Source organism: Pseudomonas sp. BAY1663, from assembly GCF_000582595.1.
GTDB lineage: Bacteria > Pseudomonadota > Gammaproteobacteria > Pseudomonadales > Pseudomonadaceae > Stutzerimonas > Stutzerimonas stutzeri_AF.
In genome coordinates this window covers 19972-41809 of record NZ_AZSV01000012.1, presented here as the reverse complement: position 1 = coordinate 41809, position 21838 = coordinate 19972, and the positions used below count along the sequence as shown (strand labels likewise).

Genomic DNA, 21838 nt, shown 5'->3' with positions numbered 1-21838 from the left:
GTAGCCCGATTCAGTGCCGCGACATCGCGGCTGCGTCGGGGCTTGGGTACAATCCGTGCACACTCGCCAGTGCTTTCAGGAACGATTACATGATGGTCCGCCTTCGCCCACTTCTCTTCATCTGCCTAGCTGCCATGCTTTCGGCTTGCGCCAGCTCGCCCTCTTCCACGCTGGGCGAACTGCCGCGCACCCCGCAAGCCACGACGCAGCAATTGCTGCAGCAGGCCGATAGCAGCGATCCGGAGCAGGCCGCACAACTGCGCCTGGCCGCGGCCGACCAGAGCATGCGCCAGGGCAATCCGGCACAGGCCCGCAGCATTCTCGGACAAGTTCAGCTGGATGCCCTGAAGCCAGCCCAGCAAATCTTCGCGCGCACCCTTCAAGCCGAACTCGCACTGGCCGACGATCAACCACGCCAGGCCGAGCAAGCCCTGCAGCACCCGGCATTCGAACGCCTCGGCGAGCTTCCCGTGGAACAACAGATCCGCACCCAACTGGTTCGCGCCCAGATGTTCGAGGCCACCAGCCAGCCACTCGCCGCCGCCCGCGAACGGGTATTCACCGCCCCCCTGCTGAGTGGCCAGCAGGCCAAGGATAATCACGAGGCCATCTGGAAGCTGATCTCCGCCCTGCCGGCGGAACAGCTGCACGGCGCCACCGAACCGGACCTGGCCGGCTGGCAGGCGCTCGCCGCCACCCTCAAGCAAGCCGGCACCGTTGCCCAGCAGCAGCGCGCCATCGACGACTGGATCGCCCAGAACCCGCAGCATCCCGCCGCACAGCAGCTCCCGGAACCACTGCTGAAGCTTCGCGAACTCGCCGACCAGCCATTGACCAATATCGCCTTGCTGCTCCCCATGGAAGGTCAACTGGCCAACGTCGCCCGCGCCCTGCGTGATGGCTTCCTCGCTGCCCACCTGCAGGAACAACAAAGCGGGCAGGCGTTGCGGATCGAACTGTATGACAGCACCCGCCTGACCTCCATCGACGACTTCTATCGTCAGGCCGGAGCCGCCGGTGTCCAGTTGGTGGTCGGCCCGCTGGAAAAGGATCTCGTACGACAACTCGGCGAACGCGACCAACTACCGATCACCACCCTGGCGCTGAACTACAGCGATGCCGGCCAGCGAACGCCCCCGCAACTCTTCCAGTTCGGACTCGCCGCCGAAGATGAAGCCCGCGAGGTTGCCCGCCGCGCCTGGGCCGATGGCCATCGCCGAGCCATTGCCCTGGTCCCTCGCGGCGACTGGGGCGCCCGCATTCTCGAGGCGTTCCGCCAGAGCTGGCAGGAGGCCGGCGGCACTCTCGTCGCCGCCGAGCCACTGGCCGAGCCGGTCGAGCTGGCCAACCAGATCGCCGACCTGCTGCAATTGCGCCACAGCGAGAGCCGTGCGCAGCAACTGCGCAGCACCATAGATACCGCCACCACCTCGCAACCCACGCGCCGCCAGGATGTCGATTTCATCTTCCTCGCAGCCACCCCGCAGCAGGCGCAACAGGTCAAGCCGACCCTGATCTTCCAATACGCCGGCGACCTGCCGGTATATGCCACCTCGCACCTGCACGCGGCCAATCATGACCGGACACAGTACCTGGACCTCGAAGGCATCCGCTTCGCCGAGACGCCATGGCTGCTGGACAATCAACTGCCGCTGCGCCAGGAAGTCGAGCGCAAGTGGCCGCAGGCGGGGGGCAGCCTGGGCCGGCTGTACGCCATGGGGGCCGATGCCTATCTGCTCGCCCCGCGCCTGAACCAGCTGCTGGCATTGCCGGGCACAAGGCTCGAAGGGCTTTCGGGAACCCTCAGCCTCAATCCGCAACAGCGCATCGAGCGCCAGCTGCCATGGGCCGAGTTCCATGGCGGCGAGGTCGAGCGGATGCCGGACAACCCGCTCCAATGAGCGACAGCCAGAGCAGCGGACGCTCTGCCGAAGCGCTAGCCCTGAACCACCTCGCACGGCAGGGGCTGCGCCTGCTCGAGCGCAACTGGTCCTGCCGCAGCGGCGAGCTTGATCTGGTCATGCTCGACGGCGATACAGTAGTATTCGTCGAGGTCCGCTACAGGCGGCACGCCGCCTGGGGCGGCGCACTGGAGAGCGTCGACGCGCGCAAGCAGCAGAAGCTGATCAAGGCGGCCCAGCTATTCCTGCAGAAGGAAAGCCGCTGGGCCAGCAGCCCCTGCCGTTTCGATGTCGTCGCCATTGCCGCACACGGACAGAGCCAGAACCTGAACTGGATCCGCAACGCCTTTGATAGCTGAACGATCCATCCCGGCAGTCGCTGTACGATGCCCCCAGCCCTAGTGAACCGCGAGCGAATCGCCCGAGCGGCACTCGGGCACGCCCGCCACCTTGAAGGTCAATCACCGATGGACATGCAAACCCGTATCCGCCAGCTTTTCCAGGCCAGCATCGAAACCAAGCAGCAGGCCATGGAAGTCCTGGCCCCGAGCATCGAGCAAGCCGGGCAGGCCATGGTCAATGCCCTGCTGAGCGAAGGCAAGATTCTCACCTGTGGCAACGGCGGCTCGGCCGGCGATGCCCAGCATTTCTCCTCCGAGCTGCTCAACCGCTTCGAGCGCGAGCGTCCCAGCCTGCCGGCAATCGCGCTGACCACCGACAGCTCGACGCTTACCTCGATCGCCAATGACTACAGCTACAACGAAGTCTTCTCCAAGCAGATCCGCGCCCTGGGCCAGCCCGGCGACGTGCTGCTGGCCATCTCGACCAGCGGCAACTCCGCCAACGTGATCCAGGCCATCCAGGCTGCACACGACCGGGAGATGCTGGTCGTGGCCCTGACCGGCCGCGACGGCGGCGGCATGGCCTCCCTGCTGCTGCCCGAAGACGTCGAGATCCGCGTGCCGGCCAAGGTCACGGCGCGCATCCAGGAAGTCCATCTGCTGGCCATCCATTGCCTGTGCGACCTGATCGACAACCAACTGTTCGGGAGTGAGGAATGAAGCTGCCCCGCCTACCCACGATCGCCCTCGGCCTCTGCCTCGCCGTTAGCGGTTGCAGTTCGGTACTGACCGCCACCCGCGACGAGCCGATTGCCGACGACCGCGGCACCCGCACCATCGGCAGCAAGATCGACGACTCACTGATCGAGACCAAGGCCGCCGTGAACATCGCCAAGGCCCACCCCGACCTCGACAACGCCTCGCATATCGTCGTGGCCAGCTACAACGGCGTCGTGCTGCTCGCCGGCCAGACGCCGCGCGCCGAGCTCAAGGAACTGGCCGAACGGGCCGCAAGCTCGGTGCAACGGGTCAAGCGCGTCCACAACGAACTGCAGATCCTGCAGCCCTCTTCCGCCCTGGCGCGCAGCAATGACTCCTGGCTGACCACCAAGATCAAGACCCAGATGCTGACGGACAACAACGTGCCGGGCTCGCGCATCAAGGTCATCACCGAAAACGGTATCGTCTACCTGCTCGGCCTCGTAACCCGCCAGGAAGGCAATCGCGCCACCAGCCTGGTGCAGGGCGTATCCGGCGTACAACGCATCGTCAAGCTATTCGAGTATATCGACTGAGGACAGCGGCACGCGGCAAGCGAAAACGGGCGCCAATGGCGCCCGTTTTTCGTGACGGCTCACCGCCGCCCTGGCTTGTCGCTAACGCTATTTGACGACCTTCAGACTCGGGCGGCCACCCGGGCGCGGAGCGCCACCGTCACCGTCATCGCTCGACCCGTCATCATCCGGCGGGGTGGGCTCGATCTCGAACACCATGCCCTGACCGTTTTCCCTGGCATAGATCGCCATCACCGCCGCAGAGGGGACGTTGAGCGAATGGGCGATACCGCCGAAACGGCCTTCGAAACTGATCGCCTCGTTATCCATGTGCAGATGGCGCACGGCGCTGGGGGCCACGTTCAGTACGATCTGGCCATCACTGGCGAATCCGGCGGGCACCTGTACGCCCGGATACTCGGCATTGACCAGCAGGTGCGGCGTGCAATCGTTGTCGACGATCCACTCATAGAGCGCTCTTACCAGATAAGGGCGGCTTGAATTCATGACGACGTCCTCTTTTAGCGCATGTCGCGCTCGACGGCGGAAAGACTGGCCTGGAAGGCCTCACGGGCGAAGTTGCGCTCCATGTAGTCGAGCAACGGCCTGGCCGCTCGCGGCAACTCGATACCGAGTCTGGGCAAACGCCAGAGGATAGGCAACAGGCAACAGTCGACGAGACTCAGCTCGTCGCTCATGAAATAGGGCTTTTCACCGAATATCGGCGATACGCCGGTCAGGCTTTCACGCAACTCCTTGCGCGCCTGCGCACGCTGCGGCTCGGCAACGCGCTGATCCAATATGCGATCGGCCAGTGAGCACCAGTCACGCTGGATACGATGCGCCAGTAGCCGCGTATTGGCACGAGCCACCGGGTATACCGGCAGCAGCGGCGGATGCGGATAGCGCTCTTCCAGATATTCCAGTATCACACCCGGCTCATACAGCGCTAGGTCGCGATCCACCAGCGTCGGCACGCTGGCATAGGGGTTCACCTCTGCCAACCTGGCCGGGCATTGCCCCGCCTCGACATCGATGACCTCGACAGCGACCCCCTTCTCCGCGAGCACGAGGCGGACACGGTGGGAATAGTGGTCGGCGGGATCGGAATAGCAGACCAGGCGGTTGGCTGCAGCCATAGGCCCCTCACTCTCTTATTTGGAGGCAGAAAAAACACGCGCGCCCATTGGGCGCGCGCAAGGTACAGCTTGAACAGCTAGAGCACTTAGTGAACGTCTTTCCAGTACTCGCGCTTGAGCAGGTAGGCGAACACGAAGAAGACGGCCAGGAACAGCAATACATAGGTACCGATGCGTTGGCTCTCCAGCTTGACCGGGTTGGCCGAGTAGGCCAGGAAGGTCACCAGGTTCTTGATCTTCTCGTCGTATTCGGCTTCGGTCAGCTCACCGGTGCCAGGCTCTACGACCATCTGATCACAGGCTTCCTTGGTGATCGGCGTGCCGGTCAGCGGATCGAACTGCTTGCGGCCATCCTCGACCACCTGGACCTGCTTGCAACCGACGACCCGGCGCCCCTGCAGCGGAGCCAGCACATGCGGCATGCCCACGTTCGGGAATACCGTGTTGTTGACGCCATAGGGACGCGCAGGATCTTCGTAGAAGCTGCGCATGTACGAATACAGCCAGTCGTTGCCACGAACCCGCGCGACGAGCGTGAGATCCGGCGGTGCAGCACCGAACCAGACCTTCGCATCGTCAGGCTTCATGCCACTCTTCATGTGGTCGCCGTACTTGGCATCGGTGAAGACGATGTTGTCCATCATGACTTCTTCCGGAATACCGAGGTCGGTAGCCACTCGCTCATAGCGCTGGTACTGCGCGCTGTGGCAGCCCATGCAGTAGTTGGCGAAGGTCTTCAGACCGTCCTGCATGGCCGCCTTGTCGGTCAGGTCGATATCGACCTTGTCCAAGTGGGCCTCGGTGCCGGCAGCAAAGGCAAAGGCCGGCAGAATTGCAAGAATCAGTGCAGCAAATTGCTTTTTCATCAGCCATCCACCCTTTGCGGAACCACTTTGGTCTTCTCGAGCTTGGTGTAGAACGGCATCAGGATGAAGTACGCGAAGTAGATGACGGTACAGATCCGAGCCAACAAAGTGCGCTCAGGGGTCGGAGACAATACGCCCAGCACGCCGAGAATGATGAAGGAGACGCAGAACGCCAGCAGCGCAAGCTTGCTCATCCAGCCCTTGTACTTCATGGACTTGACCGGACTGCGGTCGAGCCAGGGCAGGACGAACAGCACGGCAATGGCAGCGCCCATCGCAATGACGCCGAGCAGCTTGTCCGGTACAGCGCGCAGAATCGCGTAGAACGGCGTGAAGTACCAAACTGGAGCAATGTGTGCCGGCGTCTTGAAGGCATTCGCCACTTCGAAGTTCGGTTTCTCGAGGAAGTAACCGCCCATCTCGGGGAAGAAGAACACGATCGCACAGAACACGAACAGGAACACCACTACGCCGACGATGTCTTTGACGGTGTAGTACGGGTGGAACGGGATGCCGTCGAGCGGCACACCGGCCTCATCCTTGGTCTTCTTGATGTCGACGCCCAGCGGGTTGTTGGAGCCGACTTCATGCAGCGCCAGGATGTGCAGCACCACCAGACCGAGGATGACGATCGGCAGGGCAATCACATGCAGGGCGAAGAAGCGGTTGAGGGTGATACCGGAAATCAGGTAGTCACCGCGGATCCACTGGGTCAGATCACCACCGATGACCGGAATGGCACCGAACAGCGAAATGATCACCTGGGCACCCCAGTAGGACATCTGCCCCCAGGGCAGCAGGTAGCCCATGAAGGCCTCGGCCATCAGCGCCAGGTAGATCATCATGCCGAAGATCCACACCAGCTCGCGGGGCTTCTGGTAGGAGCCGTAGAGCAGGCCACGGAACATGTGCAGATAGACCACCACGAAGAACGCCGAAGCGCCAGTGGAGTGCAGGTAGCGGATGATCCAGCCGTACTCCACATCGCGCATGATGTATTCGACGGAAGCGAAGGCACCCTCAGCGGAGGGCTCGAAGCTCATGGTCAGCCAGATACCGGTAAGGATCTGGTTGACCAGCACCAGCAACGCCAGCGAACCGAAGAAGTACAGGACGTTGAAGTTCTTGGGGGCGTAATACTTGGCAAGGTGATCTTCCCACATCTTGGTAGCGGGGAAGCGGGCGTCGACCCATTCCATGAACTTGCTCATCAGGCGTTCTCCTGGTCCACACCGATGATGATGACATTATCGGTCTCGTACGAGTGCGGGGGCACCGGCAGGTTCAAGGGAGCGGGCTGCGCCTTGTAGACGCGACCAGCCATATCGTATTTGGAACCGTGGCACGGACAGAAATAGCCACCCAGCCAGTCGGCGCCGAGATCGGCCGCAGCCACTTCGGGGCGGAAGGACGGGGCGCAACCCAGGTGGGTGCAAAGACCAACCACCACCAGGATCTCCGGCTTGATCGACCGGTTCTTCGGATCGACATAAGTCGGCTGTTCCGAGGCCTTGGACTCCGGATCCGCCACCTGCACGGCGACCTTCTCCAGATTCCCGAGAATCTCCTCGGTGCGGCGCACGATAAATACCGGCTGACCGCGCCATTCGGCGACCATCTGCTGCCCCGGCTCGATCTTGCCCGATATTCACCCTTACCGGCGCACCGGCAGCCTTGGCCTTGGCACTCGGGAACCACGATCCCACGAACGGGACCGCGGCACCCACCGCTCCTGCAGCACCCACCACCGAAGTGGCGGCTACGAGGAAGCGACGCCGGCCAGCATTCACGCCGTCATTGCTCATTCAGTCGTCTCCCATCAGCTTCTTATGACCCGCTCTAGCAGGCATGTACTACGTAAAATTGAGCCGCGAAAAATTCGCCAAATGGTAAAGAAAAGGCCCTCTTCTGACAAGGTAATAGCCTGTCACAAAACACCTGCAGCCCCGTAAAACGGGACCTCCCGGCACGTGACACGCTGTCGCACCAGAAATCCGACCCATAAAAAAACGCCCAGCTCCGAATGAAACTGGGCGTTTCTTGTAAAGCGCGAATTAGCGCTTGGAGTACTGCGGACGCTTGCGCGCTTTGCGCAGACCGACCTTCTTGCGCTCCACTTCGCGAGCATCGCGAGTGACGAAACCGGCCTTGCGCAGCGGGCTACGCAGGGTCTCGTCGTACTCGATCAGAGCGCGAGTGATACCGTGACGAATGGCGCCAGCCTGACCACTGACACCGCCACCCAGAACGGTGACATAGATATCGAACTTCTCGACGGTCTCGGTCAGCTCGAGCGGCTGACGAACCACCATGCGGGCGGTTTCACGACCGAAGAAGTTGTCCAGCTCACGGTTGTTGATGGAAATCTTGCCAGTACCCGGGCGCAGGAAGACGCGCGCGGTTGCAGTCTTGCGACGGCCAGTGCCGTAATTTTGAGTCGCCGACATAATGAACTATTCCGTTAAATCTTCAGTTCTTGGGGCTGCTGAGCGGTGTGCGGGTGGCTGGCACCCTTGTAGACCTTCAGCTTACGATACATGTCGCGACCCAGCGGATTCTTCGGCAGCATGCCTTTGACCGCGGTCTCGATCACACGCTCGGGCGCCTTGGCGATCAGCTTCTCGAAGTTGATCGACTTGATGCCACCCGGGAAACCGGAGTGAGAGTAGTACATCTTGTCGGTGGTCTTGGCACCGGTAACACGTACCTGCTCGGCATTGATCACGACGATGTAATCGCCGGTATCGACGTGAGGCGTGTATTCCGGCTTGTGCTTGCCACGCAGGCGGCTAGCGATTTCGGTTGCCAGACGACCCAGGGTCTGGCCGGCAGCGTCGACGACGAACCAGTCGCGCTTGACGGTTTCCGGTTTAGCAGTAAATGTCTTCATTCGTTATAGCCTCAGGGGCCGCCCTGAAAATAAGACGGCGAATCTTACTGAATAGTGCTCGCCCTGGCAAGGTCAGGGCAGCCGGAAACAGACGCTATCGGGGGCTCGGGTCAGCGCGTCCGCCACGGCGGTGGTTCGGTAGGCTAGGCATCCCCTACCTTTGGCTTGCGTCGACAGGCTAGGCATCCCCGCCGACAGGCTGCGGAATTATCCTGATTACCAGGAAAATAGCAATCGACTTTTGGCATCGACCGAACAACACGACCACGATGGCATCAAAACCGATGCACGCGGCCCGTCGGCAGGCCGCCCCATGCCGACGAGCACGAGCGACGCCATCTTCGTTAAGCTTCCAGACATCAGTTTTCAACCCGAGGAATACCCATGGAATTTCGTCGACTAGGCCGCTCCGAACTTGAAGTGAGCTCGCTCTGCCTGGGCACCATGACCTGGGGCGAACAGAACAGCGAAGCCGACGCTTTCGCCCAGATCGACAGAGCAAAGGCAGCCGGCATCAACTTCATCGATACCGCGGAGATGTATCCGGTACCGCCGCGAGCGGAAACCTACGCCACCACCGAGCAATACATAGGCAGTTACTTCAAGGCACGCGGCGATCGCGCCGACTGGATCCTGGCGACCAAGATCGCCGGCCCAGGCAATGGCATCACCCACATTCGCGACGGGCACCCACGATTCGACCGCCAGCAAATCCGCACCGCCATCGATGCCAGCCTCCGGCGCCTGCAGACCGATTGGATAGACCTTTACCAGCTGCACTGGCCCGAGCGCAGCACCAATTTCTTCGGGCAATTGGACTATCGGCACCAGGAAAGCGACTTCACCCCTCTCGAAGAGACCCTGGAAGCGCTGGACGAAGAGGTGCGGGGCGGCAGGATACGGTGCATCGGCCTCTCCAACGAAACGCCCTGGGGCACCATGAAATATTTGCAACTGGCCGAAAGCCGCGGTTGGCCACGCGCGGTCTCGATCCAGAACCCGTACAACCTGCTCAACCGCAGCTTCGAGGTCGGGCTGGCGGAAATCGCCATCCGCGAACAATGCGGACTGCTCGCCTACTCGCCCCTGGCATTCGGCATGTTGAGCGGCAAGTACGAGAATGGGGCACGGCCAGCCAACGCACGCATCACCCTGTTCCAGCGCTTCGCACGCTATACCAACCCACAGGCAAAAGCCGCCTGTTCGAGATACGTGACCCTCGCCCGCGAGCACGGTCTCGATCCCGCCCAGATGGCACTTGCCTACGTCACCGCACAGCCCTTCGTTACCAGCAACATCATCGGCGCCACCACCATCGAGCAGCTCGCGGCCAACCTCGCCAGTGCCGACCTGAAACTGTCGGCCGAGGTTCTTGCGGGGATCGAGGCGATTCACACCGAACAGCCGAACCCAGCCCCTTGAACACCGACCAGCGATCAAGCAACGCCCCCCCCCGGAAGCAGCACACCAAGGAGCCACGGGAATGATCTCCGCCCACCTACTTGCCCCATCCAGCATACTTGCGGGCTGGCTGGTCTATACGCTCGCCTTGCTCTGGGCAGCGTGGCGCGCGCCATGGGTCGAGCTGTTCAGCGATACGCGGCGCCAACACCTGCTGTTTGGTGCGATGCTGGCCATTTTCCTGCTCTGGCTGGTTCGGCGCGATTTCGACTCGGGACTGTCCTTCCACTTCATTGGCCTGACGGCCGTTACCCTTTTGCTGGATTGGCCACTGGCCATCCTGGCCGCCTTCAGCGCACAACTCGGCCTGACGCTGACAGGTCACCAGCAGCTGACGGCATTGGGGTTGAACGGCGTCCTGCTGGTACTGATTCCGGTACTGGTCACCGTCATTTGCGCCCGCCTGGTCGAGCGCGCTCAGCCCCGCAACCTCTTCGTCTTCATTTTCTTTTCCGGCTTCTTCCCGGCCGCCCTGGCCGCGTTGCTTTGCGTGCTGGCTTCGCTGGGAGTCCTGCTGATCGATGGACGCTTCCCGATGCCGCCTTGGCTGGAGGACTTCGCAGGCTATATCTGGCTGGTGATGTTTCCAGAGGCATTCATCAACGGCACCGCCATCACAGCACTGGTGGTGTTCTACCCGGACTGGCTGGAAAGCTTCAACCAGAGCCGCTACCTGCAGGCGCCCTGGAAGGACGAAGAACGCTGACGCCCGCGAGCCAGACGAAGGTATCGACGAATCGCAGGTTGCAACCCGCCGCTACGGATGTTGAACGCTATTGCTTTCGTAGGGGCGTGCCATGTTCGCGCCCTTACCACGCAAAGTTATCGCGAGCATGGCTTGCGCCTATAGAGATGGTGCGAACTTGCCCGCCCCCGCAAGCCTAGTGCTGGCGAGGCGGCATATCACCGGAGAACAGCTCATCCTCCAGTTCGTTACCCGGAATGGCGTGCTCCTCCGAAGCCCACGCCCCCAGATCGATCAGCTTGCAGCGATCCGAACAGAACGGCCGGTGCGGGCTCTGCACTCCCCACTCTACCGGCGCCCCGCATGTGGGACACTCAACGATGGTCGCGGTCATTGCCGGCCTCCCCGCAGTGTCAGATAAAAACGATGCAAACGCTCCACCTCGGACTCCAGCCAGGACAAATCACGGTCGTTCAGCAGCACATCGTCAGCATGCCGTAGACGCTCCTCGCGCCCCGCCTGGACCTTGAGAATCGCACGCACCTGCTCCTCACTGGCCTGGTCCCGACCAATGGTGCGCTGTATCTGTAGCGCCTCCGGCACATCCACCACTAGCACACGATCGACTTGCCGGTACTGTCCCGACTCGACCAGCAGCGGCGAGACCATGATCGCGTAGGGTGATTCGGCAAGCGCAAGATGCCGGGCAATCTCCGCCCGGATCAGCGGATGCAATAGCTGCTCAAGCCATTTCCGCTCCTCAGGACGACGAAATACCCGCTCGCGCAGCGCGGCACGATCCAACTCTCCATTCGGCAGAAGGATACCTTCACCGAAGTGCTCGGCAATCTGCCGCAGGGCGGGACGGCCAGGCTCGACCACCCAGCGCGCGGCCTGGTCGGCATCCACGACATGCACGCCCAGGCTGGCGAAATGATCGGCCACGGCGGTTTTGCCACTACCGATGCCGCCGGTCAATCCAAGAATCCAGGGTTTCATCAGGCAAACACACCAGCTGTGAATCAGGACGCGCAGTAGTAACCACTCGACTCACGAAGCGCAAGCCCCGGCCGACAGTGAGGTGAATGAGACAAGCCCTATGGAAGGCGCGCCCCGCAAGGATTGGCGGCAGGACAGCCAAAAGCTTGACAAGCATCGCCCCGAGGTCGGGCCTCCCACAAAAGCGGCATGCGTCCACCGGACCCGGCGGGAGGCGCGCCCTCGCGGCGATTACAGGCCGAAGGTCTGCCCGAACGGCTGACCCCACCTAACCTGGATGGCAAGCCTCTCCGACGCCGGCGGCCCCACCTATCGCCCAGGATAAAGCTGAAGACTTTCCGCAACCCTAGAAACGCGCGAACTGCAGATAGCTTTGTGTGATCCAGTCACCCCAAAGCAGAGCGACCCACCCCGCAATCGCCAGGTACGGCCCGAAGGGGATAGGCGTATTGCTCTCGGCATTCTGGACCCGCAGCAGAATGCTTCCAAGCACAGCCCCTACCACCGACGACAGCAGAATGGTGAGCGGCAACACCTGCCAACCGCCCCATGCGCCCAGCATCGCGAGCAGCTTGAAATCGCCATAGCCCATACCTTCCTTGCCGGTCAGCAGCTTGAATAGCCAGTACACGGACCACAGGCTCAGGTACCCCGCCACCGCCCCCACAGCGCGCTCTCGAGGGAGACGAACAAACCGAAGTCATTGAGGATGAGCCCCAACCAAAGCAGCGGCAGCACCAGCGCATCGGGCAACAATTGATGATCGACATCGATCATGCTCATCGCCAGCAACCCCCAGGTCAGCAGCAGCATGGCACCCGCCTGCCAGGAGAAGCCGAAATGCCAGGCAACGTAGCCCGACAGCAGCCCGCACGCGAGTTCCACCAGCGGGTAGCGAGCACTGATCGGCGCCTTGCAGGACGAGCATTTGCCCCGCAACGCCAGCCAACTGAGCAGAGGAATGTTCTCCCACGAGCGAATCTCATGGCCGCAGCGCGGACAATGCGAGCCCGGCAGCAGAAGATTGAAGCGCTCGCCAGCCGGCTCCGGCGGGTATTCCAGATACTCCCGCGCCTGCATGCGCCAATCGCGCCGCATCATGACCGGCAAACGATGAATCACCACATTGAGAAAGCTGCCCACCAGCAATCCCACCAGGGCAGCGGACAAAACAAAGGCCAGCGCATGGCTGGCCAAGAATTCGAGCATCATTGATTATCCGACCACACTTCCCAACTGGAAGATCGGCAGGTACATCGCAATGATCAACCCCCTACCAGCACCCCCAAAACCGCCATGATCAAGGGCTCCATCAAAGTCGTAAGGTTATCCACCATGTTATCGACTTCAGCCTCATAGAAACTTGCCAATTTATCCAGCATTTCATCTAGCGAGCCGGACTCCTCGCCAATCGCCGTCATCTGAATAGCCATGGATGGGAAAATTCCCGTGGTACGCATGGAGAAATTGAGTTGCACACCGGAGGAGACATCATTACGAATCTTCCCGACTGCATTACGAAATACGACGTTCCCCGTTGCCCCGGAAACCGAATCCAGTGCATCAACCAGCGGTACGCCTGCCGCAAAGGTGGTCGATAGCGTCCGCGCATATCGCGCCACGACGGACTTGTAGAGAATATCGCCAACAATGGGCAGCTTGAGCAGAAGGCGATCAAGAGAATCACGGAGCTTCTCAGATCTTTTATAAGCGTGCTTGAACAAGAACACAGCAGCAAACAGCACGATGAACACCGCATACCACCACTCCTGCAGCCAACGCGAAAGCTCAACCACTATCATGGTAAAAGCAGGCAACTGGGCGCCGAAGCCCTCGAAAACACTCTCGAATTGCGGAACGACCTTAATCAGCAAGATCGCTGAAACGATGATAGCCACTACAATCACCGCAATAGGGTAAGTCATGGCCTTCTTGATCTTGGCCTTGAGTGCTTCAGTTTTTTCCTTGTAAGTAGCGACCCGATCCAATAGGGTTTCCAGCGCACCGGACTGCTCACCCGACTCCACTAGATTGCAATAAAGATCATCAAAATACTGCGGCTTCTTGCGTAACGAACCTGCAAAGCTGTTACCCGCCGCCACCTCCTGCTTGATCTCATCTACTAGCTTACGCATGTTGGGGTTATCAAATCCCTCACCGATGATGTCGAAGGATTGCAATAGCGGCACGCCGGCCTTCATCATCGTTGCCATCTGCCGAGTGAACAGTGCGATGTCCATCGGCGTGATTTTCTTGCCCGCGCCAAACAGCGAGACGGCTTTTTTACGAACCTTGAGCGGATTGATACCTTGCTTGCGAAGCTGCGCCTTGACCAGTGAAGGACTCTGGCCAGCCAGCTCTCCCTTGACCTTGCCACCTTTTCTGTCAGTGCCTTCCCAGGTAAAAACACTGGTTTTCAACGCTTTTTCCGCCATGGTTAATCCTTGGTCACGCGGTTGACTTCTTCCAGGCTGGTGACGCCACTCATGGCTTTGACCAGACCCGAAGTGCGCAGGTCATTGAAACCATCTTTGCGCGCCTGCAAGGCGATATCGATGGAATTACCTTCTTCCATGATAAGCCGCTGCAACGCCGGCGTGATTTTAACCACTTCATAAATACCGACACGCCCCTTGTAACCACCCTTGCAGCTATCGCAACCCACCGGCCCGTAGAGCTTGAAGGCACCAATTCTCTCTGCCGGGAACCCCTCCTTGATCAAGGCATCACGCGGCACATCGACCTCCTGCTTGCAACTGGGGCAAAGCTTGCGGGCCAACCGCTGGGCAATGATCAGGTTCACCGAAGTCGCAATGTTGAAAGCGGGCACCCCCATGTTGCGCAAACGCGTGAGTGTCTCCGCAGCACTATTGGTGTGCAGTGTCGACATCACCATATGTCCGGTCTGCGCCGCCTTGATGGCAATCTCGGCAGTTTCCAGGTCACGGATTTCGCCCACCATGATGATGTCGGGGTCTTGGCGAAGGAAGGCACGCAGCGCCTGAGCGAAATCCATGCCTTGCCGCGGATTGACGTTGACCTGGTTGATCCCCTCCAGGTTGATCTCCACTGGATCCTCGGCGGTGGAGATGTTTACGTCTACCGTATTGAGGATATTCAGACCCGTGTACAACGAAACCGTCTTACCCGAACCTGTCGGGCCAGTCACCAGAATCATGCCCTGTGGCTGCTTTAGAGCATTCATATAGAGCGCTTTCTGATCGTCCTCATAGCCGAGGGCATCAATACCCATCTGAGCGCTGGAAGAATCCAGGATCCGCATCACGATCTTCTCGCCCCACAGCGTGGGTACGTATTCACGCGAAAATCAATGGACTTGGTCTTGGAAACCTTCATCTTGATACGGCCGTCCTGCGGTTTGCGCCGCTCAGCAATATCCAGACTGGCCATGACCTTTAAACGCGCGGAGATTCGACTGACCAACTGCACCGGGGGGCGAGCCACTTCGTGCAACATGCCATCGGTACGAAAGCGCACACGATAACTCTTTTCGTACGGCTCGAAATGCAGGTCAGACGAACCACCCTTGATGGCATCCAACAGCATCTTGTTGACGAAGCGGACTACTGGGGCATCATCAGCTTCAGTGTGTTCTCCTGCATCATCCTTCGCATCTCCAGCCACCTCGACATCCAGATCATCCAGATCCGAACCGCTCAGCCCATCGAGCGCCGTACTGGCGGACTCGAAGAATTTCTCGATGGCCTCGCCAAGCCTGTCATCCTCGACCAGCACAGCCTCAACCGAAAGCCCAGTGTTGAACTGGATATCGCTGATGGCCTGGTGATTAGTTGGATCGGATACTGCCACATACAGCTTATTGCCACGGCGTTGCAATGGCAGCGCACGATGCTGGCGTACGAGCTTTTCGCTAACCAGGTCTTTGGGCTGGGTTTCCCTGTCCAGAGCCGCCAGATCAAAAAAAGGCACACCGAATTGCTCAGCGGCAATGTCGCCCAGCACACGCCCCTTGACCAGCTTGTTCTGCACCAGCCAGGTGACCAGCGGCACCTGATTACGCTGAGCCTGCAATTGCGCCTGTGCTGCGGCTTTTTCATCCAACTGGCCCGCCAGCACAAGCTGTCGAGCAAGACCACCGAGGGGAGCCGTTTCGTTCATGGGATCCAACCAAGACTGAAAGAATCGCTGCCTTATAACGCAGTTCCAACCATGAGCAAAACCCACCCAGAAAAAAGTGGCGCTTTTTGTCACATGCTGACCTCAAGCGCTATATAAGGTGCGATAGAAATCCCTGCCACTGGAAAAGCTGCAGTGCACTGTCGGAAGCCACCCACATATCAACCTCATATGGCCATCACGAAAAGTACTGCCCCGCCCACATGCTAAAGCCCCTAAGCATGCGCTCTATAGCGCCTGTTATAGGGGCCATCTCTCTACCAAGAAGAAATCCAACCACTTCAATCCGACACAGCTGCGTGCAAGCCAGCACATCCACACATCATCAAAAAAGTGAACCACCGCACATCAGTCCGCACTGACACGTCTTCTCCACATTATCTGGCACAGAAACTGCTCCTGTCATGCCGGGTCACGGACCTTACCAACACAGGAGCTTTTCCATGAAGTCCATCAAGAAGCAAAAAGGCTTTACCCTGATCGAATTGATGATTGTGGTTGCAATCATCGGCATTCTGGCTGCCATCGCTATTCCGCAGTTCAATGAATATCGTGCTAAAGCCAACGACTCCACCGCTCAGGCTGATGTGAAGAACTCCATCAGCGTAATGACTGCCGCTCAACGTTAAGGGTGACACAAATGAAAAAGAATCTGCTGGCTTTGATTGCTGCTTCCACTCTTATGTGTGCCTCTTCGGCTATGGCAGCTCCGACCAAAATAGATAGCGGCGAACCAATCACCACCACTGAATGTGCCATTTTGGGTGATACGGTTCGCCTGAATCTCTCCAAGGGCGTGTTTGGCGCATATAATTGCGACGAAGCCTTAACGCCATTAACGTTGGCGCCTGCCATACAACGGGTAGCCGTAGCACCAGCCTAACTTGCGCTCAAATTGGCGTGGATGCTGCTGGTGATGCGACCTACAACGACGCTCAATGCAACGCCAGCAATATCGGCGAGGTCGTGACCGTAGCCAACCCCAGCTACCGTGGCTTCCGTGCTTCCAGCACAGGTGGGACTGTTGGAGCCCAATCGTTGAGCAGCAACTGCGCTGATGGCGTACCTGAAGCTCAACTGGTCAACTTCCAGTAATAATCTTGACGCCATTGCTTTAGGTGGCAGGCCGTGGGGCTTTCCTCCACGGCCTTTTTATTGGAGCCCCAATAAAGCTCAATGGAGGAACGCGATGAAATCCGATATATTAGGTTTCACGCTGATTGAGTTAATGATCGTGGTAGCGATCATCGGTATATTGGCCGCCTTGGCAATCCCCCAGTTCTCGGAATATCGAGCCAAAGCCAATGATAGCAATGCCCAGGCAGATGTCAGGAATGCCGTTTGGATTATGGCATCCTCTATTGACAAATAAGTTGCATCAATCTTTTAGAGCCACCTGAGAGAAAATAAATCTAACTCTCACTTCCTGCACCATTGACCGAAGGCCTGAGCAAGGAATTACAATCATTACCTGCCCCCTCAACCGCTATGACTAGCTACCACTCATGCTCTCTTCACCAAACATTCCGACCGGTCTCCGCCTTGCCCTTCGCGCCCGCTTTGGCTGGTTGACTAGCTGCTCATTACTCATGCTGTTCCTCACAGTGTTGTTGTCCGCCCAGTTCAGTGGCAGGCAGCCAGCCACTGTAGCTCTAGATATCGGCCTTTCGGTCATTCGCCTACTGTTGCCACTGGTCTTGATCCTGATGGTCCAAGAGTTGGTCTCTCGCGAGTTCGACCGACGTTATTTCCTTAACACTCTGACCTACCCATGCCCACGACATAGCCTCTTGCTTGGCCGCTTTATCGCCATCGCAACTCTGATCTTAGGACTTCTATTACTACTTGCCGGAGCGCTGGCAGTTCTGGTCTGGCTAATCGACCAAGCTACGCACAAGGCACACCGGTCGCACTGGATCATCACTACCTCATAACCATCGCATTTATCGGCCTCGATGTGTTACTACTGACGGCCGTCGCCGCTCTACTCGCTGTGCTCGCATCCACCCCCAGTTTCGTATTGGTCGGCACTTTCGGCTTTATGTTTATCGCGCGTTCGTTCGGCGCCATCACCGAACTGCTGACCCGCAACACCATGGTGGTAGGCGACGCCGAGAGTTACCGCTCCGGCATCACGCTTTTGAGCTATCTGCTACCCGACCTCGGAGCACTAGATGTACGCATGGTTGCGCTTTACGGCAAGCTCGAATTCCTGCCAGCCGATTGGCCCTGGCTGGTGCTTTCGAACCTGACCTACACGGTTGGTTTGCTGGCCTTGGCCGTTTGGGTCTTGCAGCGCAAGCGCTTCGCCTGACATGTACAAGCATCACTCGCTATATCTGGCTGCTTTGGGTTTCACCCTGTTCGTCGTCGTTGCCGCCTGGCGCGCCCAGCAACCAGTAGTGCTGACGCCGCAATTCCTCCCTGATCGAGTAGTGATACCCGCACCTCTTCTAGTCGCGCTGCATGGCGGTGATCGTTTCCTGGCCGCCGATCTCGAAACCATACGCCTGGCTGCGACCGGTATGGATGACCGGGGCGTCGATATCGGCTATCTGGTTCGTGCCCAACGGGAAGTCGCCCAGCTCAATCCCTGCCATGAAGACAACTATTATCTGGCTAACGGCCTGCTCACTTGGGGCGGCGCGGTGGATGATGGCAACAAGGTACTGCAAGCCGCAGTCGATTGTCGGTTCTGGGACGAAATTCCGCCGTTCTTCTATGGCATCAATCTGGCATTCTTCCACCGCGACAATGAGCACGCTGCACGCGTGTTGGAGATCGGAGCACAGCGATCACCAGAAAACGCTGCCGCCATGCAAAAACTGGCCGTGATGCTTCGGGCGGAGCAATTTGCCGATGAGCGCCTGGCACTGAACTACTTGAAGCAGCAACGTGACGGTGCATCGGATACTAAGCTACGCGACATGCTCGATAAACGCGTTATTCGACTACAAGGCTTGATTGACCTGCGTGAGGCGCAGCGTCATTACGAAGCGGCATATGGCCACTGCCCGAACTACAGTCGCTGGTCGGTCGAGGCATCGTGGGCGAGCTGCCCCGTGACCCTCTACGCCTCGGCTATGAGCTTCGCAATGGCCACATTGAACTGAAAAAACTGAAGATTGCCGGCATGGAGGAACAGCCTTGAGCGCAGCGGTGGAGTTTCACGGCGTCAGCCATACTTTCAGAGTAAAGGGCAAACAGATCCAAGCGGTGCGCGACGTGAGCTTCAGCCTTTCCGAAGGAGAGGTATTCGGCTTCGTCGGCCCTAACGGCGCCGGAAAGTCCACGACCATCAAGATCATGCTGGACATCATCAACGACTACCAAGGCAAAGTGACACTATACGGCAGCGATGCACACCAAGCCGCATCGCGCCGGGATGTTGCCTATGTGCCGGAGGCACCGGCGCTGTATGACCAGTTCACACCACTGGAAATCCTGCGCATGGGCCTTTCGATGAACGGCATCAAGCGGCCCGACGCCAATGCCTGGTGCATGGGCTGGCTAGAGCGCTTTTCCGTCGCCGAGTATGCCAAGCGAAGAATTCGACATCTATCGAAGGGCAACGTACAGCGCACGGCGCTGGCTCATGCGATGGCTGTGGAACCACGGCTGCTGATTCTCGACGAACCACTGTCCGGCCTGGACCCAGTAGGCCGAAAGGATGTGGTCGACATTCTCAATGAATATAAGAAACAGGGAGGTGCGATATTTTTCACCTCCCACGTTCTTCACGATGTCGAGCGAATCGCTGACCGCTTCGGCTTCATCAACAAAGGCCAACTGCTGACCGTCCGCTCGCCTCGCGAACTGGCCGCCGAACGTGCCAGCCATTTCATCCTGCGTTATCAGGCGGAGCAGCCATTGAAGCCAACCTGCACGCTTCTACGCCCGGGTGAGTTCGAATGCGAAATGGAGCAATCCGAGCTACCCGCCGCCATTGCACAGCTCAACAGTATCGGCGGGCATTTGCTAACCGCTCAGCCAGCAGCTTCATTGGAAAGCGTCTTCTTCCGCATTCTGGCCGAAGCATCCTAAGCACCGGGTTGCCGCAAGCCACACAGGATAAGAACGCCACAGGCGCTTTCGACGCTCGCCCCAAATCGGCAGATGTCACGTCCGAGATCATGCCCCTAAACAAAACGCCCTGCATCGGCAGGGCGTTTTTCCGCGGGTTTAGATCGCCCCACGCTCACGCAGCAACTGAATCACCTGCCTTACCCCCTCCTCCAGCGTCGACGTTTCGGTATCGACCACCAGATCCGCATTCAGCGGCACATCGTAGGGGAAGGACTCACCCGGGATGTTGTCACCACCTGCGGCGTACAGCCCCTGCGGATCGCGCCCGCGGCAGGCCTGCGGCGAAGCCTGGGTATAGACGGTGATCAGCCGATCGTCGCCGATCAGCGCCCTGGCCTGTTCGCGGCCTTCGGCATCCGGGGCGACGAAAGCCGCCAGGGTGATCAGGCCGGCCTCGTTGAACTGTCGTGCCACATGGGCAGCGCGGCGCCAGTTCTCGGTGCGACCGGCACGATCCTGCTGCAGGCCCTTGTTCAGGTCGTGGCGCAGGTTCTGGCCATCCAGGACGTAGACCGCACGCCCCATGTCGAACAGCTTGCGTTCCACCGCATAGGCCAAGGTGCTCTTGCCGGCACCGGACAGGCCGGTGAACAGCACGGTAGCCGGCTGCTGGCCGAAGCGTGTGGCGCGCTCTTCAGTGGAGACATGCGCCAGCGCACCGTGATGTCCGCCGGTACCATGGGCGACCGGCTCGGCGATGATCATGCCGGCGCCGACGGTACCGTTGGTAAGGCGATCGATGACGATGAAAGCACCGGTGGTGCGGTTCTGCACGTAGCCGTCCAGAGCGATCGGCGCATCCAGACTGACCTTGACCTTGCCGATCTCGTTGAGCTGCAGACTGCTCGCCGCGCCCTGCTCCAGCGTGTTCACATCCACCTTGTGAGTGATGCTGGCAATCGAGCCTGGCACGTAGCTGGTGGCACGCTTGATGTCGTACTTCTTGCCCGGCAGCATCGGCTCTTCACCCATCCATACCAGCATGGCCTCGAAGCTGTCGGCGATGCGCGGGCGGTTGTCGGCATGCACCAGCATGTCGCCGCGGGAGACGTCGATCTCGTCTTCCAGGGTCAGGGTGATGGCCTCGCCCGGCGTGGCCTGCTCCAGTTCGCCGTCGAAGGTGACGATGGATTTCACCCGGCTGATCTTGCCGGACGGCAACACCGCGATCTCGTCACCCTTGCGCACGATGCCGCTGGCCAGGGTGCCGGCAAAGCCACGGAAATTGAGGTTGGGCCGATTGACGTACTGCACCGGGAAGCGCAGGTCGTCGAAGTTGCGATCGCCGGCGATCTCGACGCTTTCCAGGATTTCCATCAGCGACTGGCCATCGTACCAGGGCGCGCGCTCGCTCCGATTGACCACGTTGTCGCCCTTGAGCGCGGACATCGGCACGAAGTGCAGCGAGGACGGTTTCAACTCGATACGCTCGGCGAAGGCGAGGTAGTCGGCCTTGATCTTCTCGAAGACGTCCTGATCGAAGTTCATCAGGTCCATCTTGTTGACGGCGACGACGATGTGCTTGATGCCCAGTAGCGAGGTGATGAAGCTGTGGCGCTTGGTCTGGGTCTGCACACCGTAGCGGGCGTCGACCAGGATGATCGCCAGGTCGCAGGTGGATGCGCCGGTGGCCATGTTGCGCGTGTACTGCTCGTGGCCGGGCGTGTCGGCGATGATGAACTTGCGCTTGGCGGTGGAGAAATAGCGGTACGCGACATCGATGGTGATGCCCTGTTCGCGCTCGGCCTGCAGGCCGTCGACCAGCAGCGCCAGATCGACATCCTCACCGGTGGTGCCGACCTTCTTCGAATCACGGGTGATGGCCTCGAGATGGTCCTCGTAGATCATCTTGGAATCGTGCAGCAGACGCCCGATCAGGGTGCTCTTGCCGTCGTCGACGTTGCCGCAGGTGAGGAAACGCAGCAGTTCCTTGCGCTCATGCTGCGCAAGGTAGGCGAGGATGTCGGCGGAAATCAGGTCGGATTGGTGGGACATTGGCTTCTCCAAGCTGGAAGCTGGAAGCTGGAAGCTGGAAGTA

Annotated in this window: 22 protein-coding genes and 4 pseudogenes; 13 read left to right on the top strand and 13 right to left on the bottom strand. The window is 59.6% G+C overall.

Translation table 11 applies throughout. The features are described 5' to 3' along the window. Positions 1-89 precede the first annotated feature (89 nt). The 4 genes from BAY1663_RS05850 (at position 90) to BAY1663_RS05835 (ending at position 3537) form a co-directional block, all read left to right on the top strand. A complete protein-coding gene (locus BAY1663_RS05850) occupies positions 90-1901 on the top strand; it encodes a penicillin-binding protein activator (protein WP_128576104.1) in 1812 nt (603 codons plus the stop codon). After that, a complete protein-coding gene (locus BAY1663_RS05845; protein ID WP_037038532.1) occupies positions 1898-2260 on the top strand; it encodes a YraN family protein in 363 nt (120 codons plus the stop codon). Before BAY1663_RS05850 ends, BAY1663_RS05845 begins: the two co-directional genes overlap by 4 nt. A 108-nt stretch (positions 2261-2368) precedes the next feature. Then, a complete protein-coding gene (locus tag BAY1663_RS05840) occupies positions 2369-2962 on the top strand; it encodes a phosphoheptose isomerase (RefSeq protein ID WP_037038530.1) in 594 nt (197 codons plus the stop codon). After that, entirely contained in the window at positions 2959-3537 is a 579-nt protein-coding gene (locus tag BAY1663_RS05835) for a BON domain-containing protein (protein WP_037038528.1), read from the top strand. Before BAY1663_RS05840 ends, BAY1663_RS05835 begins: the two co-directional genes overlap by 4 nt. 87 nt (positions 3538-3624) lie before the next feature. On the opposite strand, the gene BAY1663_RS05830 is transcribed toward BAY1663_RS05835, so the two are convergent. From BAY1663_RS05830 to rplM, 7 genes and pseudogenes are all read right to left on the bottom strand, one after another. Further along, the gene (locus BAY1663_RS05830) at positions 3625-4023 is read right to left on the bottom strand and encodes a ClpXP protease specificity-enhancing factor (RefSeq protein WP_037038526.1); all 399 of its coding nucleotides are present in this window, start codon (positions 4021-4023) and stop codon (positions 3625-3627) included. A gap of 14 nt (positions 4024-4037) precedes the next feature. After that, the gene (locus tag BAY1663_RS05825; protein ID WP_037038523.1) at positions 4038-4655 is read right to left on the bottom strand and encodes a glutathione S-transferase N-terminal domain-containing protein; all 618 of its coding nucleotides are present in this window, start codon (positions 4653-4655) and stop codon (positions 4038-4040) included. Between the two features lie 86 nt (positions 4656-4741). After that, positions 4742-5521 carry a cytochrome c1 gene (locus tag BAY1663_RS05820; RefSeq protein ID WP_037038519.1) on the bottom strand — a complete coding sequence of 260 codons (780 nt, stop codon included), beginning with the start codon at positions 5519-5521 and terminating at the stop codon, positions 4742-4744. Further along, positions 5521-6732: a cytochrome bc complex cytochrome b subunit gene (locus tag BAY1663_RS05815; protein ID WP_037038512.1), complete on the bottom strand. Its 1212-nt coding sequence runs from the start codon at positions 6730-6732 to the stop codon at positions 5521-5523. The genes BAY1663_RS05820 and BAY1663_RS05815 overlap by 1 nt, the downstream gene beginning before the upstream one ends. Further along, positions 6732-7326, bottom strand: a pseudogene (gene petA / locus BAY1663_RS05810) (ubiquinol-cytochrome c reductase iron-sulfur subunit). Before petA ends, BAY1663_RS05815 begins: the two are co-directional and overlap by 1 nt. Positions 7327-7575: 249 nt before the next feature. Beyond that, positions 7576-7968: a 30S ribosomal protein S9 gene (rpsI, locus tag BAY1663_RS05805; protein WP_037038506.1), complete on the bottom strand. Its 393-nt coding sequence runs from the start codon at positions 7966-7968 to the stop codon at positions 7576-7578. Positions 7969-7982: 14 nt separating this feature from the next. Further along, positions 7983-8411, bottom strand: a complete 429-nt coding sequence (rplM, locus tag BAY1663_RS05800) for a 50S ribosomal protein L13 (RefSeq protein ID WP_003281188.1) — start codon at positions 8409-8411, stop codon at positions 7983-7985. A 384-nt stretch (positions 8412-8795) separates the two neighbouring features. Between rplM and BAY1663_RS05795 the strand changes: the two genes are divergently transcribed. Together BAY1663_RS05795 and BAY1663_RS05790 are read left to right on the top strand one after the other, a co-directional pair. Continuing rightward, positions 8796-9833, top strand: coding sequence for an NADP(H)-dependent aldo-keto reductase (locus BAY1663_RS05795; protein WP_037038498.1), 1038 nt, complete (start codon positions 8796-8798; stop codon positions 9831-9833). Positions 9834-9894: 61 nt separating this feature from the next. Further along, positions 9895-10578, top strand: a complete 684-nt coding sequence (locus BAY1663_RS05790) for an energy-coupling factor ABC transporter permease (RefSeq protein ID WP_037038494.1) — start codon at positions 9895-9897, stop codon at positions 10576-10578. Between the two features lie 175 nt (positions 10579-10753). On the opposite strand, the gene yacG is transcribed toward BAY1663_RS05790, so the two are convergent. The 5 genes and pseudogenes from yacG to pilB all read right to left on the bottom strand — a co-directional run bounded on the left by yacG (position 10754) and on the right by pilB (position 15696). After that, positions 10754-10951 (bottom strand): DNA gyrase inhibitor YacG, encoded by a 198-nt coding sequence (yacG, locus tag BAY1663_RS05785; RefSeq protein WP_037038493.1) that lies wholly within the window; start codon positions 10949-10951, stop codon positions 10754-10756. After that, positions 10948-11559 carry a dephospho-CoA kinase gene (gene coaE / locus BAY1663_RS05780; RefSeq protein WP_164838431.1) on the bottom strand — a complete coding sequence of 204 codons (612 nt, stop codon included), beginning with the start codon at positions 11557-11559 and terminating at the stop codon, positions 10948-10950. The genes yacG and coaE overlap by 4 nt, the downstream gene beginning before the upstream one ends. Before the next feature lie 343 nt (positions 11560-11902). Continuing rightward, a pseudogene (locus tag BAY1663_RS05775) lies at positions 11903-12768 on the bottom strand (A24 family peptidase). A 3-nt stretch (positions 12769-12771) separates the two neighbouring features. After that, positions 12772-13991, bottom strand: a pseudogene (locus BAY1663_RS05770) (type II secretion system F family protein). A 2-nt stretch (positions 13992-13993) separates the two neighbouring features. Beyond that, positions 13994-15696, bottom strand: a pseudogene (gene pilB, locus BAY1663_RS05765) (type IV-A pilus assembly ATPase PilB). 461 nt (positions 15697-16157) lie between these two features. On the opposite strand from pilB, the gene BAY1663_RS25715 reads away from it, so the two are divergent. From BAY1663_RS25715 to BAY1663_RS05740, 7 genes are all read left to right on the top strand, one after another. After that, on the top strand, positions 16158-16343 hold the full coding sequence (locus tag BAY1663_RS25715; RefSeq protein WP_037038490.1) for a type IV pilin protein: 186 nt from the start codon (positions 16158-16160) through the stop codon (positions 16341-16343). Positions 16344-16354: 11 nt separating this feature from the next. Beyond that, positions 16355-16597 carry a hypothetical protein gene (locus BAY1663_RS23335; protein WP_128576101.1) on the top strand — a complete coding sequence of 81 codons (243 nt, stop codon included), beginning with the start codon at positions 16355-16357 and terminating at the stop codon, positions 16595-16597. A gap of 174 nt (positions 16598-16771) precedes the next feature. Next, entirely contained in the window at positions 16772-17086 is a 315-nt protein-coding gene (locus tag BAY1663_RS25710; RefSeq protein ID WP_305809516.1) for a type IV pilin protein, read from the top strand. 133 nt (positions 17087-17219) lie between these two features. Beyond that, complete coding sequence (locus BAY1663_RS25020) at positions 17220-17648, top strand: ABC transporter permease (RefSeq protein ID WP_371257589.1); 429 nt, start codon at positions 17220-17222, stop codon at positions 17646-17648. An 86-nt stretch (positions 17649-17734) separates the two neighbouring features. Beyond that, a complete protein-coding gene (locus BAY1663_RS25015; RefSeq protein WP_256206558.1) occupies positions 17735-18028 on the top strand; it encodes a hypothetical protein in 294 nt (97 codons plus the stop codon). A gap of 1 nt (position 18029) precedes the next feature. Beyond that, a complete protein-coding gene (locus tag BAY1663_RS05745) occupies positions 18030-18827 on the top strand; it encodes a hypothetical protein (RefSeq protein WP_256206557.1) in 798 nt (265 codons plus the stop codon). A 34-nt stretch (positions 18828-18861) separates the two neighbouring features. After that, positions 18862-19758: an ABC transporter ATP-binding protein gene (locus BAY1663_RS05740; RefSeq protein ID WP_037038487.1), complete on the top strand. Its 897-nt coding sequence runs from the start codon at positions 18862-18864 to the stop codon at positions 19756-19758. A gap of 138 nt (positions 19759-19896) precedes the next feature. Here the strand turns inward: BAY1663_RS05740 and cysN are convergent, their stop codons facing one another. Continuing rightward, complete coding sequence (cysN, locus tag BAY1663_RS05735) at positions 19897-21795, bottom strand: sulfate adenylyltransferase subunit CysN (RefSeq protein ID WP_037038486.1); 1899 nt, start codon at positions 21793-21795, stop codon at positions 19897-19899. Between the last annotated feature and the right edge of the window lie 43 nt (positions 21796-21838).